The organism is Streptomyces triticirhizae (assembly GCF_003696235.1).
GTDB lineage: Bacteria > Actinomycetota > Actinomycetes > Streptomycetales > Streptomycetaceae > Streptomyces > Streptomyces triticirhizae.
The window spans coordinates 22,303-36,863 of record NZ_RFFJ01000043.1 but is presented as its reverse complement, the minus strand read 5'-3'; the positions used below and the strand labels follow the sequence as shown (position 1 = coordinate 36,863).

At 72.6% G+C, this 14,561-nt stretch carries 11 protein-coding genes and 1 pseudogene; 1 reads left to right on the top strand and 11 read right to left on the bottom strand.

Features of this window, described 5'->3' with window-relative positions:
• From EBN88_RS10745 to glnII, 7 genes and pseudogenes are all read right to left on the bottom strand, one after another.
• Positions 1 to 248: pseudogene (locus EBN88_RS10745) on the bottom strand (hypothetical protein); the annotation flags it as partial.
• Between the two features lie 1,172 nt (positions 249 to 1,420).
• A complete protein-coding gene (locus EBN88_RS10740) occupies positions 1,421 to 2,068 on the bottom strand; it encodes a response regulator (RefSeq protein ID WP_122183593.1) in 648 nt (215 codons plus the stop codon).
• 176 nt (positions 2,069 to 2,244) lie between these two features.
• Positions 2,245 to 3,315, bottom strand: a complete 1,071-nt coding sequence (locus EBN88_RS10735) for a phosphatidylinositol-specific phospholipase C domain-containing protein (RefSeq protein WP_122183596.1) — start codon at positions 3,313 to 3,315, stop codon at positions 2,245 to 2,247.
• 266 nt (positions 3,316 to 3,581) lie between these two features.
• A complete protein-coding gene (locus EBN88_RS10730; RefSeq protein ID WP_233580589.1) occupies positions 3,582 to 5,642 on the bottom strand; it encodes a serine/threonine-protein kinase in 2,061 nt (686 codons plus the stop codon).
• Between the two features lie 212 nt (positions 5,643 to 5,854).
• A complete protein-coding gene (locus tag EBN88_RS10725; RefSeq protein ID WP_233580586.1) occupies positions 5,855 to 6,451 on the bottom strand; it encodes a GrpB family protein in 597 nt (198 codons plus the stop codon).
• Positions 6,452 to 6,504: 53 nt separating this feature from the next.
• Complete coding sequence (locus tag EBN88_RS10720) at positions 6,505 to 7,803, bottom strand: sensor histidine kinase (protein ID WP_122183595.1); 1,299 nt, start codon at positions 7,801 to 7,803, stop codon at positions 6,505 to 6,507.
• Between the two features lie 933 nt (positions 7,804 to 8,736).
• Positions 8,737 to 9,759 (bottom strand): glutamine synthetase, encoded by a 1,023-nt coding sequence (gene glnII / locus EBN88_RS10715; RefSeq protein WP_122183590.1) that lies wholly within the window; start codon positions 9,757 to 9,759, stop codon positions 8,737 to 8,739.
• A 408-nt stretch (positions 9,760 to 10,167) separates the two neighbouring features.
• Here glnII and EBN88_RS10710 point away from each other — a divergent pair, with 408 nt between their 5' ends.
• Complete coding sequence (locus EBN88_RS10710) at positions 10,168 to 11,094, top strand: Gfo/Idh/MocA family protein (RefSeq protein ID WP_122183589.1); 927 nt, start codon at positions 10,168 to 10,170, stop codon at positions 11,092 to 11,094.
• On the opposite strand, the gene EBN88_RS10705 is transcribed toward EBN88_RS10710, so the two are convergent.
• The 4 genes from EBN88_RS10705 to EBN88_RS10690 form a co-directional block, all read right to left on the bottom strand.
• On the bottom strand, positions 11,091 to 12,089 hold the full coding sequence (locus EBN88_RS10705) for a bifunctional helix-turn-helix transcriptional regulator/GNAT family N-acetyltransferase (protein WP_122183588.1): 999 nt from the start codon (positions 12,087 to 12,089) through the stop codon (positions 11,091 to 11,093). The two genes, EBN88_RS10710 and EBN88_RS10705, sit on opposite strands and share 4 nt — an antisense overlap.
• Before the next feature lie 137 nt (positions 12,090 to 12,226).
• Complete coding sequence (locus EBN88_RS10700; RefSeq protein ID WP_122183587.1) at positions 12,227 to 12,628, bottom strand: DUF2795 domain-containing protein; 402 nt, start codon at positions 12,626 to 12,628, stop codon at positions 12,227 to 12,229.
• A gap of 366 nt (positions 12,629 to 12,994) precedes the next feature.
• Positions 12,995 to 13,573, bottom strand: a complete 579-nt coding sequence (locus tag EBN88_RS10695) for a TetR/AcrR family transcriptional regulator (protein WP_233580585.1) — start codon at positions 13,571 to 13,573, stop codon at positions 12,995 to 12,997.
• A gap of 285 nt (positions 13,574 to 13,858) precedes the next feature.
• Entirely contained in the window at positions 13,859 to 14,428 is a 570-nt protein-coding gene (locus EBN88_RS10690; protein WP_122183585.1) for a hypothetical protein, read from the bottom strand.
• Positions 14,429 to 14,561 lie beyond the last annotated feature (133 nt).

Here is a 14,561-nt window from a genome sequence, read left to right as displayed (position 1 = left end):
CCGCCGCCGCGCTGCGCCGGCAGCACCGGCGGCGCCTCCTCGGCGGACCGGCCGCGCGGCAAGGCCCGTTGGGCGACGGCGTGCGCGCCGAGCACGCGCCGGTGGCGGCCCAACGACGGCGGCAGAATCAGGTAACCGAGCCTGACCAGCCGGGGGTAGTGCTCGACCAGCACGGCCTCGGCCTGGTCGATGGCCAACGCGGGCGCGGCCCGCCGGGCGTCGCTGGGGGAGATGTCACTGGAAGGCACAACCGGCAGAACGAGCCGCACCACGGACGGTTACGCGTCGCACGCGGAGCGTGGTGGTGCGACGGCGGTGCGCGGTGGGGGCGGCGGAAGGCGCCCGTGGACGGGGTGTTGACGTGCGCGGGCCCGGCCCGGCCCGGCCCGGCGTGGCCGGGCGTGGCCTGGCGTGGCGCCGGTCGGGCGTGGCGCGGGGGAGGGAGATACGGAGAGGTGCTCCGTTTGTGCGGCCATACGGGGCGCGGCGAGCGCAGATGCGGAGAGGTGCTCCGCCTTCGACGGGTGCGTGGATGCGCGTGGCGCGAGGCGCGTGGCGCGTGGCACGTGGGCTCGCCGATGGTGAACGGGGCGCGGGGGCGTGGGTGTTGTGGGCCGCCGGAATTCGGAGAGGTGGTCCGGTTGGGGTGGCAAGCGATGGCCGGAAGCGGGGTGTCACGGGCTGCGGGGCTGCGGGGATGCGGGGATGCGGGGATGCGGAGGAATTCTCCGGTTGGCGGTCGTTGCCGGGGGCGCCGGTGCGCGCCGACGGCGAAGGACGGCTGGGGGTGGGGATGTTGCTGGGCTCCGGGCTCGGAGAAGTTCTCCGCATGAGAGGGGCGTCCGCCGGGTGGCGTCGTGGGCGGGCGTCGAGCTGGAGAAGCTCTCCGAATCGGGTGCGGCGCCAGCGCGCGAGCACGCGTCGGCGGCGAACGCCGGTTCGGGGTGGAGTCGTTGGAGCCGATGGGTGCGGAGGGACTCTCCGGCTGGGCGCGCGCTGTCTGCCGTTTGAGGTGGGCGCGGGTCGCGCCGGTCGTCAACCGGGACCCGCGATCGGGGTGTTGGGGCCAGCAGAAGTGGAGAGGCTCTCCGGCCCGATGCAGCGCGCCCGGGGGCGACTCCGCGCTCGCCCGTTCTCGCCGAGGCGCCCCAGGCGAACAGCCGTCTGGGGCGAAGCCTCGCCGCGCGGCAGCGCGTTGGTTCGGCGCTTCCCGCGCCAGGCGACGGCAGGTGAGCCCCGTGCTCGGGTGGTTCGCCCGTTGGGCTGGGCCGACGGTTGCGCAACACCCGCCCGCCGGCGGTCCGTTGTCCCGCCGCTCCGCCGCCGCATCGGCCGGGCTGCTGCGAAGGCCCTGCCCCCCGGTCCGGCCGACCCGCCGGAACCCGTCGCGCCGCCCGCGTCGAGGGCTCCGCGTCGAGGGCTACCGCTCCAGATAGGCCAGCACCGCGAGCACGCGGCGGTTGTCGTCGTCGGACGGCGGAAGGCCGAGCTTGGCGAAAATGTTGGACGTGTGTTTCGCGACCGCCCGTTCCGTGACCACGAGGCGCTCAGCGATGGCCGCGTTCGATCGGCCCTGGGCCATCAGCTCGATCACCTCCAGCTCGCGCGGCGTCAGCTTCTCCAGCGGCGAACCGTGGCTGCTGCGCTGCGCCAGCAGCTGCTGAATGACCTGCGGGTCCATCGCCGTGCCGCCGCTGGCGACCCGGCGGACCGCGTCCACGAACTGGTCCGCGTCGAAGACCCGGTCCTTGAGCAGGTACCCGACGCCGCCGGCGCCGTCGGCCAGCAGCTCGCGCGCGTACAGCTGTTCCACATGCTGGGAGAGGACCAGCACCGGCAGCCCCGGTTGCTCGCGGCGCGCCTGGAGCGCGCACTGGAGGCCCTCGTCCGTGAACGACGGCGGCAGCCGGACGTCCACCACGGCCACGTCCGGCTTCAACTCGGCGAGGGCCCGGGTGAGTTCGGGTCCGTTGTCCACGGCGGCCGCCAGTTGGAAACCGTGTGCCTCCAGGAGCCGGACCAGACCATCCCTGAGCAGAAACAGGTCTTCGGCGACAACTACCCGCACGGAACTCTCCGTCTCCTGAACGTTTGCCGACCCGGTGGAGCAGGGCCCCGGTGGGACCCGGCCGGGCCCCTAGCCTATGCCGTTCGCGACCCGGCCCGGCCTGACCGTTCAGGACCGGCCCTACCGGACCGGGTCCGGCACGCGGGAGCGGTCGCCCAGGTGGTCGGAGTCGCGCCTCAGTGGGGAACGACCGTGGAGAGCACCGAGGGCAGGCCGGTCCAGTCGGAGCTGGCGACCGCGGCGCCGCCGGCGGCCAGCTGGTTGACGCGCTCCAGCGCCTCGGCCTCGCTCGGGTCGGTGTTCGAGATGGGCGGGGCCACACTGTGGGCGTCGGTCATCACCAGCAGGTAGTTGCGGTCGGTGTACCAGCCGGTGTCCACCGAGCCGAGGAACGTGGCGGCGTCCCCGTCGAAGACCACGAACCACGGGCGGATCGACTCCTCGTAACGGTCCACCCGGGGATCGTCGCCGGCCTCGGCGCCGTGCACGGCGGGGAAGGCCACGGCCTGGCCCAGATTGCCGGAGGCGGACAGATCCCGCAGGTGGCGTCCGTACTCGACGTCCGTCCACAGGTTGTCGAGCGGATTCCCCTCCTCGACGGTCCCGGGAATCAGATGGATGAGAAACTTTCCGGCCAACGCGTCGCGGCTGGGCCAGCCGTCGGCCGTGACGGCCGCGTCCAGGGTGGGGTGGCCCCCGGTCAGGTCGGCAGGCCGGAGGAGCGCGTCGCCGAGGGCGTCGTTGACCAGCGCGTCGAAGGCGGCGGGCCCGCGCCCGAGGTTGTCGGCGAAGCCGTCCTTCATCTCGATCTTCAACAGGATCGGCCGATGGCCGGGGTTGGCGTCGTGCCAGGTCCGCAGGTCGGCGAGGCAGGCGGCCAGGTTCTGGTCGCGGTCGCCGGTGCGCAGGCCGTCGGGGGTGGTGGCGCCGACGCAGTTGTTCTCGTTGGTGAACGGGCTGTTGTGGCCGACCCGCCAGCCGGAGCCGAAGAAGTTGGTCCAGACGTCGATCTCGATCATGCCGGCGCCGGAGTCGAGGGCGTCGGCGAGATACGGGAACGCGCTCTGGAGGTAGGCGTTGTGGACGCCGACCGAGGTGCTCGCGGAGTACGGAGCCTGCCCGGGATCGGCGGCGTGCACGCCGCCCGCGCCCACCAGCAGAACGCCGACCCCGCCGACGGCCGCCGCGCCGCCGCCGAACCACCTCCGCAGGCCCGTCCCGTTCGCCGTCCGGTGCGTCGACCTCATCGACCTGTTCATCCGCGCCACCTTCGCTGGGGTGAGGGGAGTTGTGGGGGGCGTGCGCGCGTCAAGGACGCACAACACGGCGCCAGCGTAGGTGAGTTGTCATGCACGCGCGATGATCCGGGGGCGAACTCCCGTGGCACGGCGGATGACCGCTCCGCTTGGTCCCGGCGGGGCGGATGCGGAGAAGCGATCCGGCAGCCTACGGGACCGGAAACGGAGACCGTGCCCGGTTCGGCCTCCCTTCCCACACGACCGCCGAACCGCGCTCAGTCGTTGCCGCCCCCGCCGTTCACCGAGGCCGTGTCGATGGCCGACTCCGGGATGCCCCAGCGGTCCAGCAGCGTCGCGTAGGTCCCGTCCTCGATCAGCAGGTCGACCGCCTCGGCGACGGCGTCGCGCAGAGGCGTCCGGTCCGGGGGGACGCCGATGCCACGGAAGCCCTTCTCGGCCGAGTCGAGCGCGACGGTCAGGCCCGTGCCGGGGTGCTCATGGAGATAGCGCGCGCCCTGCGAGTAGAGCAGCACCGCCACGTCCGCCTCGTTCTCCTGGAGCGCCTCCACCATGTCGCCCCTGCTGGGGACCGGTAGCAGCTCCACCGGCTCCGCACAGTGCGCGGTCGACTCGGTGACGACCTCCTGGAGGTAGGCGTCGTTGTAGGAGGTGACCCGCTGCCCGCACAGTTCCGCCAACTCGCCCGAGCGCTGCGGGTCGTCGCTCATCACCGCGAAGCCGTCGCCGAAGTGGTTGACGAAGTCGAGGCCCAGGTCGCGGCGTCGGTCTGCGGTGTCCGTGAAGCCCGACATCACGACGTGCCCTGGCATCTCCGCGCTGTTCCGGAGCGCGCCCTCGACGGCGGTCGGCCGGTCATCGGACAGGGTGAACACCGCCTCGACGCCCAGCCGTTGACTCATCGCCACCGCGAGGTCCACCTCGAAGCCGACCGGCTCTCCGCCCTCCTCGTAGAGGACCGGGTTGTGGCGTTCGGCGACCCAGAAGGTGAGTTCGCCCGCCTCCCGCACCTCGGTCGGCAGTAGGTCCGCCAGCGGGGCGTCGTCGCCCGGCCCGGTTCCGCCGCCGGCCTGGTCGTCCGGCTCCTCGGCGGCCGTGCCGCCCGCCTCGCCCGTCACCTGGCCCTCGTCGCCGTCGTCACCGGAGGCGGCGAGGACGATCAGCGGCATGGCCACCGCCAGGGCCGCCACCCCGGCCACCGCCGCCAGCACCGAACGCCGGCGCCGGCCGGTGGCGTTCGCGGTCGTCGTGCCGGCTGGCCCGTTCGGCGGGAACGTGGGCGCGGCGGCCGGCGGCGGAGAGATGCCCGGCGGGGGAGAGGCGCTCCGGTACGGGGTCGGCGGCGGCGTGCCCGGCGCGGTCGGGCTCCACCAGGTCGGTGGCCCGCTCACCGGCGCGTCGAAGTCCAGCAGCGCGGCGGCCTCCTGACCGAGCCGCGCGGTCAACGCCGCCGGCAGCCAGAAGTCGTCTCCGGACCGCTCCCGGGCCACCGTCTCGATCTCGTCCACCGTGGGGCGCAGCGCCGCGTCCTTGGTCAGGCAGCGTGCCACCAGCGCGCGCAGCTCACCGTGCAACGGGCCCTCGATCGGCCCGAGCCGGGGCTCCTCGTGGAGCACCCGGTAGAGCACCGTGTGGCTGGGCGCGCCGTCCCAACTGAACGGGGCCCGTCCCGTCGCCGCGTACGCCAGCACCGCCCCCAGCGCGAACACATCGGTGGCGCCGCTGAGTTGGTCGCCCCTGATCTGCTCCGGCGGCATGTACCCGGGGGAGCCCACCAGCGACCCCGTGCGGGTCACCAAGCTGGCGTCCGCCGCCCGGGCGATCCCGAAGTCGATGACCTTCGGGCCCTCCAGCGTCACCATCACGTTCGACGGCTTGAGGTCACGATGGATCAGCTCGCTGCCGTGGATGTCCCTCAGCGCCAGGGCCAGCCCGAACGCCAGCGCCCACACCGAGGTCTCCGGCAGGGGCCCGTGCAGCGACTCCACCACCCGCCGCAGCGGCGGGCCCGCCACATAGCCGGTGGCGACCCACGGCACGGCCGACTCGGTGTCGCTGTCGAGCACGGGTGCCGTCCACAGCCCGCCGACTCGCCGCGCCGCCCGCACCTCGGCGCGGAACCGCAGACGGAACTCCGGTTCTCGCGCCAGATCCCCGCGCACCACCTTGAGCGCCACCATCCGGCCGCCGGCCGAACGCCCCAGATAGACCTGGCCCATTCCGCCGGAGCCCAGCCGTCCCAACAGTCGATACGGGCCGACGGCCGCCGGGTCGTCGGCGCCAAGGGGTGCGGGGCCGAGGGCTCCGCCCGGCCGCATCTCCGCCACGTGCCGCCTCCTTGAAGCGTCGACCGCGCCCGCCCCGCGACGAGCGTCTCGATCGTAACCGTCCGACTCCTCAGCGCAGGGACGCTCCACAAAGCCCCACGCGGATAAGCACAGTTGACCGAGCCAACGTTCCGCGACGCCGGGCGAAACGGAGACGTTCTCCGAACGCGCCGCCGGTCGTCAACTCCCCCTCGGTTCTCCCGTCAGCTCTCCCGCCAGCCGGTCGTCGCCGCCCAACGTTCCGCCGCCCTCATCAGCACCACCGTGGCGGGTGCTTTGATCTGGCCGTAGTCCGCCAGGTCGGAAACGCTCATGGACAGTCGGGTCTTGAACGCTCCCCAGGCGTCGCGCGCCTCCGCGTCCGCCCGCAGAAAGTCGCGGAATAGCAGCGCGAACCGGGCGTTGGGGCCGCCGTGCGCCCGCACATGAACGTTGCGCCGCACCGCCGCGCCGACCGGCGGGGCGAACACGAGCTTGGGGCAGACCGTCCCGTTCGCCGTCTCGCTCCGGTTCCACGGCTCGGGCCGCAACCGGTAGCCGAGGGCGGCCAACGGTGGGACCAGCGTGGCCGGTTGGGGCGGACCGGCGACCCTGATCTGAAGGTCCACGCAGTCCTTGGCGGCCAGCCCGGGCACCGAGGTCGACCCCACATGGTCGACCGCCAACGCCAACGGGCCCAGTGCGCCGCCCAGTTCGACCGCCAGCCGGGTGAACCCTGTCGCCCACCCGGCTCGGTAGGGCACCACCTCGACCGGCGCCACCTCATCGGGGAACGGCATCCGGAATACTTCTCCGCTCATCGGCACGCACGTGACCGCCGACCGGTCTTCGGGCTCCGCCCACGCCCGGCGCGTTACTCGGCCCGCACCTGGCCGCGCCGGGCCAGGCTGCACGGGATCTCGATGGTGACCAGCGTCGGCCCGCCCTCGGGGCTGCTGATGGCCAGCACCCCGTCGAACGCGCCCAGCCGCCGTTGCAGCCCGCGCAGCCCGCTGCCACCCTCCAACGAGGCGCCGCCCCTGCCGTTGTCGGTGATCGCGACCCGCAGGGTGCGCTCCTTGCGGTTGTAGTAGATGTCCAGCCAGATCCGCTCCGCCTGCGCGTGCTTGGCCGCGTTGGTCAGCACCTCGCTGATCGCGAAGTAGGCGGCGGACTCCACCGGTTCCTCCAGCCGGCCAGGCAACTCCACGTCCACCTCGACCGGAACCTGCATCCGCAGGGCCAACGCCCGCGCCGCGTCGCCCAGTCCACGCTCGGCCAGCACCGGCGGGTGAATGCCGCGCACCAGGTCACGCAGCTCGGTCAACGCCTCGGCGGAGTTGGCCCGCGCCTGCGCCAGCATCCGCTTCGCCTCGTTCGGGTCCTTCTCGATCAGCGCCTCCACGGCGCCCAGGCTCATGCCCATCGCCACCAGCCGGGCCTGCGCCCCGTCGTGCAGGTCCCGTTCGATGCGCCGCAGCTCGGCCGCGGAGTCGTCCACCGCGTCGTGCCGGGTCTCCTGGAGCCTGGCCACCCGCTGCGCCAGCAACTGCTTCTCCGGCGCCCCGATCATCACCCGCGTGAAGTGGAAGTGCAGCGCGATCAGCCGGGTGTTGTAGCGCAGCCCCAGCACGATGAACGCGAGCCCGACCAGCCCCGCCAGCATCGCCGTGAAGAACCCGGAGACCGGCACGAACGCCCACCAGAACGTGCCGGTCGCGTTGACGATCGGCACCCAGACGCCGGCAGCGAAGACCAGTCCCCACAGGCCGAAGGACAGCAGCCCGAACGGGAGCAGCGCCAGCAGGAAGCCGACCACCCCGTCGGGCAGCAGCCACAGCACGTCACGCCAGGTGGCCGGGTCCTTCAGCAGCTGGATCGCGCGATAGACCTGGCCCGCGATGCCGCCGCGCGGATCGTGTGGCAGCCGCCGGTAGGCGTCGGGGATCGAGATCCCGCACCAGGAGTCGGCGAACTGGCGTCGCTGGTTGGCGTTGGCCCGGATCGCCGGCACCAGCACCGGGACGGCCAGCAGCCCCACGCCGAGGGGCACCAGCGCCAGGGACACCACGAAGAGGGCGAACAGCGTCAGCGACGCGCCCAGCGACAGCAGCATCAGCAGCAGCCCCTGAGCCGCCGCCAGCAGGCCGTTCCGCGGCCGTTCCCGTCTCATCTCGTCGTTGACCCTTCCGCTCACTCGCGCCGCCCCCGTGTGCCCACAAGTCTCACTCGCTGAAAGGGGGAGCGTAACGGGGGCAGACCCCGAAAGCCCGGTGGCGCTGGCTACACCTCGAACACCGTCCGGAACGGAAGGCAACGCCGCGACCTCGCGGAGAGGTTCTCCGGAGCGGCTTTGCGGTGCGGGTCCCCTAGGGCAGGTTCCGGAGGGGTTCTCCGGGACGGGTGTTCGCGCCGGTTTCCCGAGCGGCTTCCGGAGAGGTCCTCTGGCTGAATCTTCCGGAGCGGCTCTCCGGCGGGACCCTCCGGAGGGTTCTCCGGGGCTGCCATCCGGGGTGGTTCTCCCCGAGAGTGCCGTCCCGGGGAGGGCTCTCCCCAGAGGGCTTTCCGGAGATTCTCTCCGAAACCGCCGTCCGCAGTCTGTCCGGGGCGACGTTCCGGAGGAGATCTCCGGCACGGCCATCCGGAGCGGGCTCCGCGGAGTGGCTCTTCCCGGACGTGACCTTCCGGAGAACCACTCCGGCGCGGCGCGCCCGGAGAAGTGTTCCGAAAAGACTCGCCGCTGTTCCGGAGCGGTTCTCCAGAAGCCGGAGCCGATCTCCAGAAACCGGAGCGACTCTCCGGAAGCCGGCCCCGCTGAGCGGCGTTCCCGAACCGGGCTCCCAGGAGAGGCTCTCCGCCATGGCCTTCCGGAGAGGTGATCCGGAAAGCCTCTGAGGGCCGGGATACCTCGGAGCGGCCCTCCGCGAACCGGCTTTCCCGGAACACCTCTCCACTTGCCTGGGCCGGCGCACACCGAAGGCGCCCGCCTCGGGCGAGCGCCTTCGATGTGCTTCCCCCGATGCCACGCCCGAGCTGTTGGCCGTGGGCCGAGGGAGATCGCGGGGCCGGTCGGACCCGACCGGACGACCGTTCCGACGACGGTCGGTCAGACCAGGCCGGCCTGCTCCAGATCGGTGCAGCAGGTCTCCACCATCAGGCGGGTCACCACATACGGGTCGCAGTTGGCGTTCGGACGGCGGTCCTCGATGTAGCCCTTCTTGTCCCGCTCCACCTGCCAGGGAATGCGGACCGAGGCGCCACGGTTGGAGACGCCGTAGCTGTACTCGTTCCAGGGCGCGGTCTCGTGCGCACCGGTCAGCCGGTCCTCGACGCCGGTGCCGTAGTTGCGCACGTGGTGCAGCGGCTTGCCTTCCTTGCCGAGGGCGTCACACGCGGTGATGATCGCGTCATAGCCCTCGCGCATCGCCTTCGTCGAGAAGTTGGTGTGCGCGCCGGCGCCGTTCCAGTCGCCCTTGGCCGGCTTGGGGTCCAGCGTCGCGGAGACCCCGAAGTCCTCGGCCGTGCGGTAGAGCAGCCAACGAGCCACCCACAGCTGGTCGGAGACCTCCAGCGGGGAGAGCGGCCCCACCTGGAACTCCCACTGGCCCGGCATCACCTCGGCGTTGATCCCGGAGATGCCCAGGCCAGCCTTGAGACAGTTCTCCAGGTGCGCCTCGACGATGTCCCGGCCGTAGATCTCGTCCGCGCCGACGCCGCAGTAGTAGCCGCCCTGCGGCGCGGGGAAGCCGTTCTCCGGAAAGCCCAGCGGGCGCGAGCCCTTGAAGAAGGTGTACTCCTGCTCGATACCGAAGATCGGCTCCTGAGCGGAGAACTTCTCCGCCACCGGCCGCAGTTGCGCGCGGGTGTTGGAGACGTGCGGGGAGTCGTCTTCGGTGTTGTAGACCTCGCACAGCACCAGCAGGTGGTTTCCGCCCCGGATCGGGTCCGGGTAGCTGGCCACCGGCTTGAGCACACAGTCCGAGGCGTGGCCCTCGGCCTGGTTGGTGCTCGACCCGTCGAAGCCCCACACCGGCGGTTCCACGCCGTCCGCCAGGATCTTGGTCTTGGAACGCAGCTTGGCGGTCGGCTCCGTGCCGTCGATCCAGATGTACTCGGCCTTGTAGCTCACGGTGGGGACTCCTTGGGAGGTCAACGCGGTTGCTTCGCGGGTGCTTGCGCGGGACTTCACGGGACTGCGCGGGGGGCGTCCGCCGGCGCCTTCGCCTGCGCGCCTCGCCGGTGTGGATGGCGTGCCGCTTCGAACGTTGGGCACACCATGGCCAGCGGCGATTGCCCTTCCGTTGCCCTGTTGTTAAGCCGCTGTGAACGAGTCGCCGATCCGCGCCGGGGCCGGCTGTGCGGGCAAGGGAACGAGATCGTTAGGGTGGGGCGGCGCCTCCGGCCGCCGGGCCCGGCGGAACGGCGGTGGAACGGCGCGAGGCGAGACGGCGGCTGGCGCGGCGAAGGAGGCGAAGGACTCGTGCGGCCCCGGTCGCGGCAGACGAGACGCCGAACAAGCGAGAAAGGCGTGCAGAGGATGAGGATTGGCCTGCTCGGCACCGGCCCCTGGGCCGGCGTCACCCACGGCCCCGGCCTGGCGGAGCACCCCGAGGTCGAACTGGCCGGCGTCTGGGGCCGCAGGCCCGAGGCGGCCGCCGAGTTGGCGACCACGCTGCGTACCCGCCCCTATGACACCCCCGAGGCGCTCTTCGCCGACTGCGAGGCGGTCGCCTTCGCGCTCCCGCCCGACGTGCAGGCGCCGCTCGCGGTGCGCGCGGCCGAGGCCGGCTGCCATCTGCTGCTGGAGAAGCCGGTGGCCACCACGGTCGACGGCGCCCGCGCGGTGGCCGACGCCGTGGCGGCGCACGACCGCGCCTCGGTGGTCTTCTGCACGTTCCGCTTCGCCCCGGAGACCGCCTCCTGGGTGGCGGCCCAGAGCGGCACCGAGGGCTGGTTGACCGGCAGCGTCCAGGCGTTCGCCTCACTCTTCGGCGGGCCCGAGGAGCCGAACCCGGCCACGCCCTGGCGTCGCGAACGCGGCGCGCTGTGGGACATCGGGCCGCACGCGCTCTCGCTGCTGCTGCCCCCGCTGGGCGATGTCGTCGACCTCGCGTCGATCCGCGCCGCCCGGGGCCCGGACGACATGGTGCACGCCGTACTCTGCCACGCCTCGGGCGCCACCAGCACGCTGACCCTCAGCCTCTCGATGCCGCCGCAGGCCGCCGGCTTCCAGGCCGAACTGCGCGGCGCCGCAGGCGTTTCGACCCTCCCCGAGTCGGGCGGCGGCGGCCCGGTCCGCCCGTTCCAGCGTGCCGTGGACGCCCTGATCCAGTCGGCGAACGGCGGCCAACCCCACCCGTGCGACGCCCGGTTCGGCCTCCGCGTCACGGAGATCCTGGCGGCGATCGAGTCCGCGCTCCAGACCTCGCCCCCGGGACACGACCTAGAACGCCACCCTGCCTAGACCGCGTTCCGGACCCCGTCGGCCGGCCGGGTCAGGTCCAGCGACCAGGTCTGGCCGGTCTCCCGTGGGCCGAAGAGCGTGTGCGGCGCGCTGTCCGTGAGCGTGAAGCCGGCCGCCTGGTAGAGGCGACGGGCGCTGGCCAGGCACTCGTTGGTCCACAGCACCATCCGGCGGTAGCCAACTCCGCGCGCGAAGTCGAGGCAACGGGCGACCAGCGCGCCCCCGATGCCGAGGCCGCGCGCGTGGGGCTCGACCAACAGCAGCCGCAGCCGCGCCGTCTCGGCATCATCCGGTTCGGCGACGCAGAGAATGGACCCGACCGGCTCGCCGTCCCACTCCGCGATCCACGCGGCCTCGCGCGCCGCGTCGTGCTCGCGGGCGAACGTGGCCACGACGTCGGCGACGAGCGCCTCGAAGGCGGCGTTCCAGCCGTACTCGGCGGTGTAGAGCGCACCGTGCCGCTGGATGACCCACCCCAATTCGCCCGGCTCCGGCGGTCGGAGAAGGTGTCCGGTTGGGCGTCGGCGCAGACCCAGCAGCAGCGTGACCACGCGCAGTGCGGCGCCGAGGCGCTCGCGTTCGGCGGCCGACAGGTCGCGGACCAGGGCTCCGGTGGCCTCCCGCGCCCTGCGGTCCAGCAGCCGGGCCGCCTCCCGGCCGGCGCCGCTCAGGCCGACCAACTGCCGCCGGGAGTCGGCCGGATCGCTCTCCCTCCCGACCAGGCCCCTGGCCTCGGCGCGCGACAGTAACCTGCTGAGCTGCCCGGCGTCCATGTCCAACCGCTCGCGGAGCGCCGCCACCGGCACCCGGCGGCCGGCGGCCAACTCGTAGAGCACCCGAGCCTCCGGCAGCGAGTGCGGGGTGCCGAGCCGGTGGCGGTAGTCCAGGGCGCCGATCAGCCGGGTGTACTCGCGGCTGAACTCCCGAAGGGAGCGCACCAGTTCCTCGTCGACCGGCTCCTCGGCGGAGCCGGCCGGCTTCGTTTGAGCATTCATTGACTCAGTCAAACGTATACGGCGTCCGCCCCACAAGCCCCCGAACGTCGCTGCCCGTCACCGAGCCCCGCCGGGCGCGCGGGCGTCGGCGGGGCTCAAGCCCAGGTCTCCGGGGCCGTTCGGGCCTCGGGGGCGTTTCAGGCCCGAGGGTGGTGGCCCAGGGCGACCGCGACCTCCTGCACGTTCTGGTAGGCAAGCTCCTCGGGCAGGTCGGCGCGCACCGTCTCGATCAACGGCTCGGGCGCGTGGTTCTGGTCGAGCGCCGCGAGCACCTCGGGCCGGTCGGCCGGGAAGTCGGTCCGCCGCAGATAGCGGGCCAGCTCGAAGCGGAACGCCTCGTCGTTCCACTCCTCGGCGTTCGCCCCGGTGCCGGGCCGGACGGGCCCGTCGGCCAGCGGCGGATCGTCGTCGGCCGCCGGCTCGGGGTCGTGCCACTCCTCGGCCCTCGACGGTCGCTCGCCGCGCAACATGCCCTGAAGCTCATGCTTCATCTCGTCGTCGCGACGCGGGCTGTACTGGTCGCTCCCACGCTGCTGCATGGCTTCCTCCTCACCACGTCGGGAGCGCCTCGGGTACCCGTCGGGGCCCGTCCCACACCGCGTGCGGGGAACGGAAGGCGCGGTCGGATGGTTTGGCGCCCTTCCCGGCGGGGAACTCGGTCAGTCCGGGTCGGTGAGCGGCCTGGCACAGGGAAAACGCACAAGCTCCGGGTCGGGGAAATCAGGGGCCCCGCCCGGAGTGTTCTCGCGCCCACCACTCCGTCGCCGGTCCGTTCTCCCTCTCCGTTTTGGCGCGCCGCGCCTTCTCGCCGCCTCCTCAGGGGGCGGCACCCGCGCGGCGTCGAGCGGTCACAATCGTCGAGCGGTCACGGTCGTCGAACGGGCATGGCCGGGCCCGTCGAACGGTCACGGCTGGGGTTCGCCGGCCGTCGCGCCCAGCAGGGAGCGCCAGGCGGAGTCAAGACAGGTCTCCTCGTCGCGGGCCGCCTCCGGCAGCACCGTGGGTATGGCGCGCGCCAGTTGGGCCCGGCCCAGCTGGTCGCAGTAGGCGCGCAGGGCACGTTGGCGCGCCTCCTCCTCGGGGAGGGACAACGTGGCCCGCAGCAACGAGGTCAGCGCGTCCAGCCGCCGACTTATCACCCGTTCCAGCACCGCCGCCACGCGTGGCTGCCCGGCCTCGGCGAGCAGTGCGAGTTCGGTAGGGTCCCGGTGCGCGAGACCGGTCATGGTGCGCAGCAACTCCCGCCCCCGCGCGGCCGGTTCGCGTTCCCCGACGGAGACGGCCTCGCGCAGCTCGCGGGTGGAACGGGCCTCCCAACCGGCCAGCGCGGCGTCGATCAGGGCGTCACGGTTGGTGAAGTGCCAGTAGAAGCTGCCCTTGGTCGCGCCAAGACGCGCGGCCAGGGGCTCGATGGCGATGGCGCTGAGGCTTCCCTCGTCCCGCAGCGCGTCGAGCGCCGCGTCGGCCCAGTCCGCAGCCGTCAAACGGCGTCGGGCTCCCCGTCGTTGTGGCATGGGAGAAAGGTAACGTAAAGTTAAAACCATGCGGCGGCGTATGGTGATATGTCCCGTAAGTTCGCCCGCCGCCTCCCGAGTTGTCCCCGGGGTCGGTCAGCCCCCCTCGCCGACCGACCCCGAAACACCCCCCACCGGCCCCCCTCGGGCCGCCTCCCCGTCTTCCCCCCCGTCTTCCCCCTGCCTGACGTCCCCCTCGGACCCCCTGGCCAGGCCGCGTCGTGTCGCGCGCGACGGGGTCACGTCCCGGCCGCGCTACTTCTCGGTCTTCTCCAGGGCGCTGCCCTCCAGGCCGTCCTCGGTGGCGGGCGCCGGCCCCTTGGTGCGTACGCGCTCCACCTCGTGCAGCGACTCGCGTAGATCGGCGAGCCAGGAGTCGGCGTTGCGCTCCACCAGCCGCACGCACCACGCGAGCGCGTCGCTTCGGCTGCGGGCCACGCCGCCGGCGATCAGTGTGTCGAGCACCAGCCGTTCCGGCTGCTTGAGGCGGGTCATCACCGGGGCCGAGATGTGGGTGAACATCTCCTGGCTGTGGCCGCAGCGCGCCCCCCAGGAAAGCTGCCGCCGGAAGCGGATCTGCGCCTCGCGCGCCACCTCGACCCGCTGCGCCCTGGTGCGCTCGCGGAACTCGGTGATGCGCCCCTGACAGGCCGCCTCGTACTCGGTGATCGACGCCCCTGCGGGGAGGTCCGGCTCCGCTATCCGGCCGATCACTGTGATCTCCTCGCGGTCGGCGGAGACCTCGACCAGCTCGGTGAACCAGGACTCCGGCAGTCGACCGACGAACCAGCCGTGCAGCTCCTGCCGCCCCTTGTCTGTAATCATGTAATCAATATTACGCCTCGGCCGAGTTCCCCGGTCCAGCGCCCCGTGTCACGGAACGGTCCCAACGCGCCGAGGGCGCCCGACAGTTGGTGAAAAACGGTCGAACGCCCCCGACCTCTCCCCGCGTCGGCCG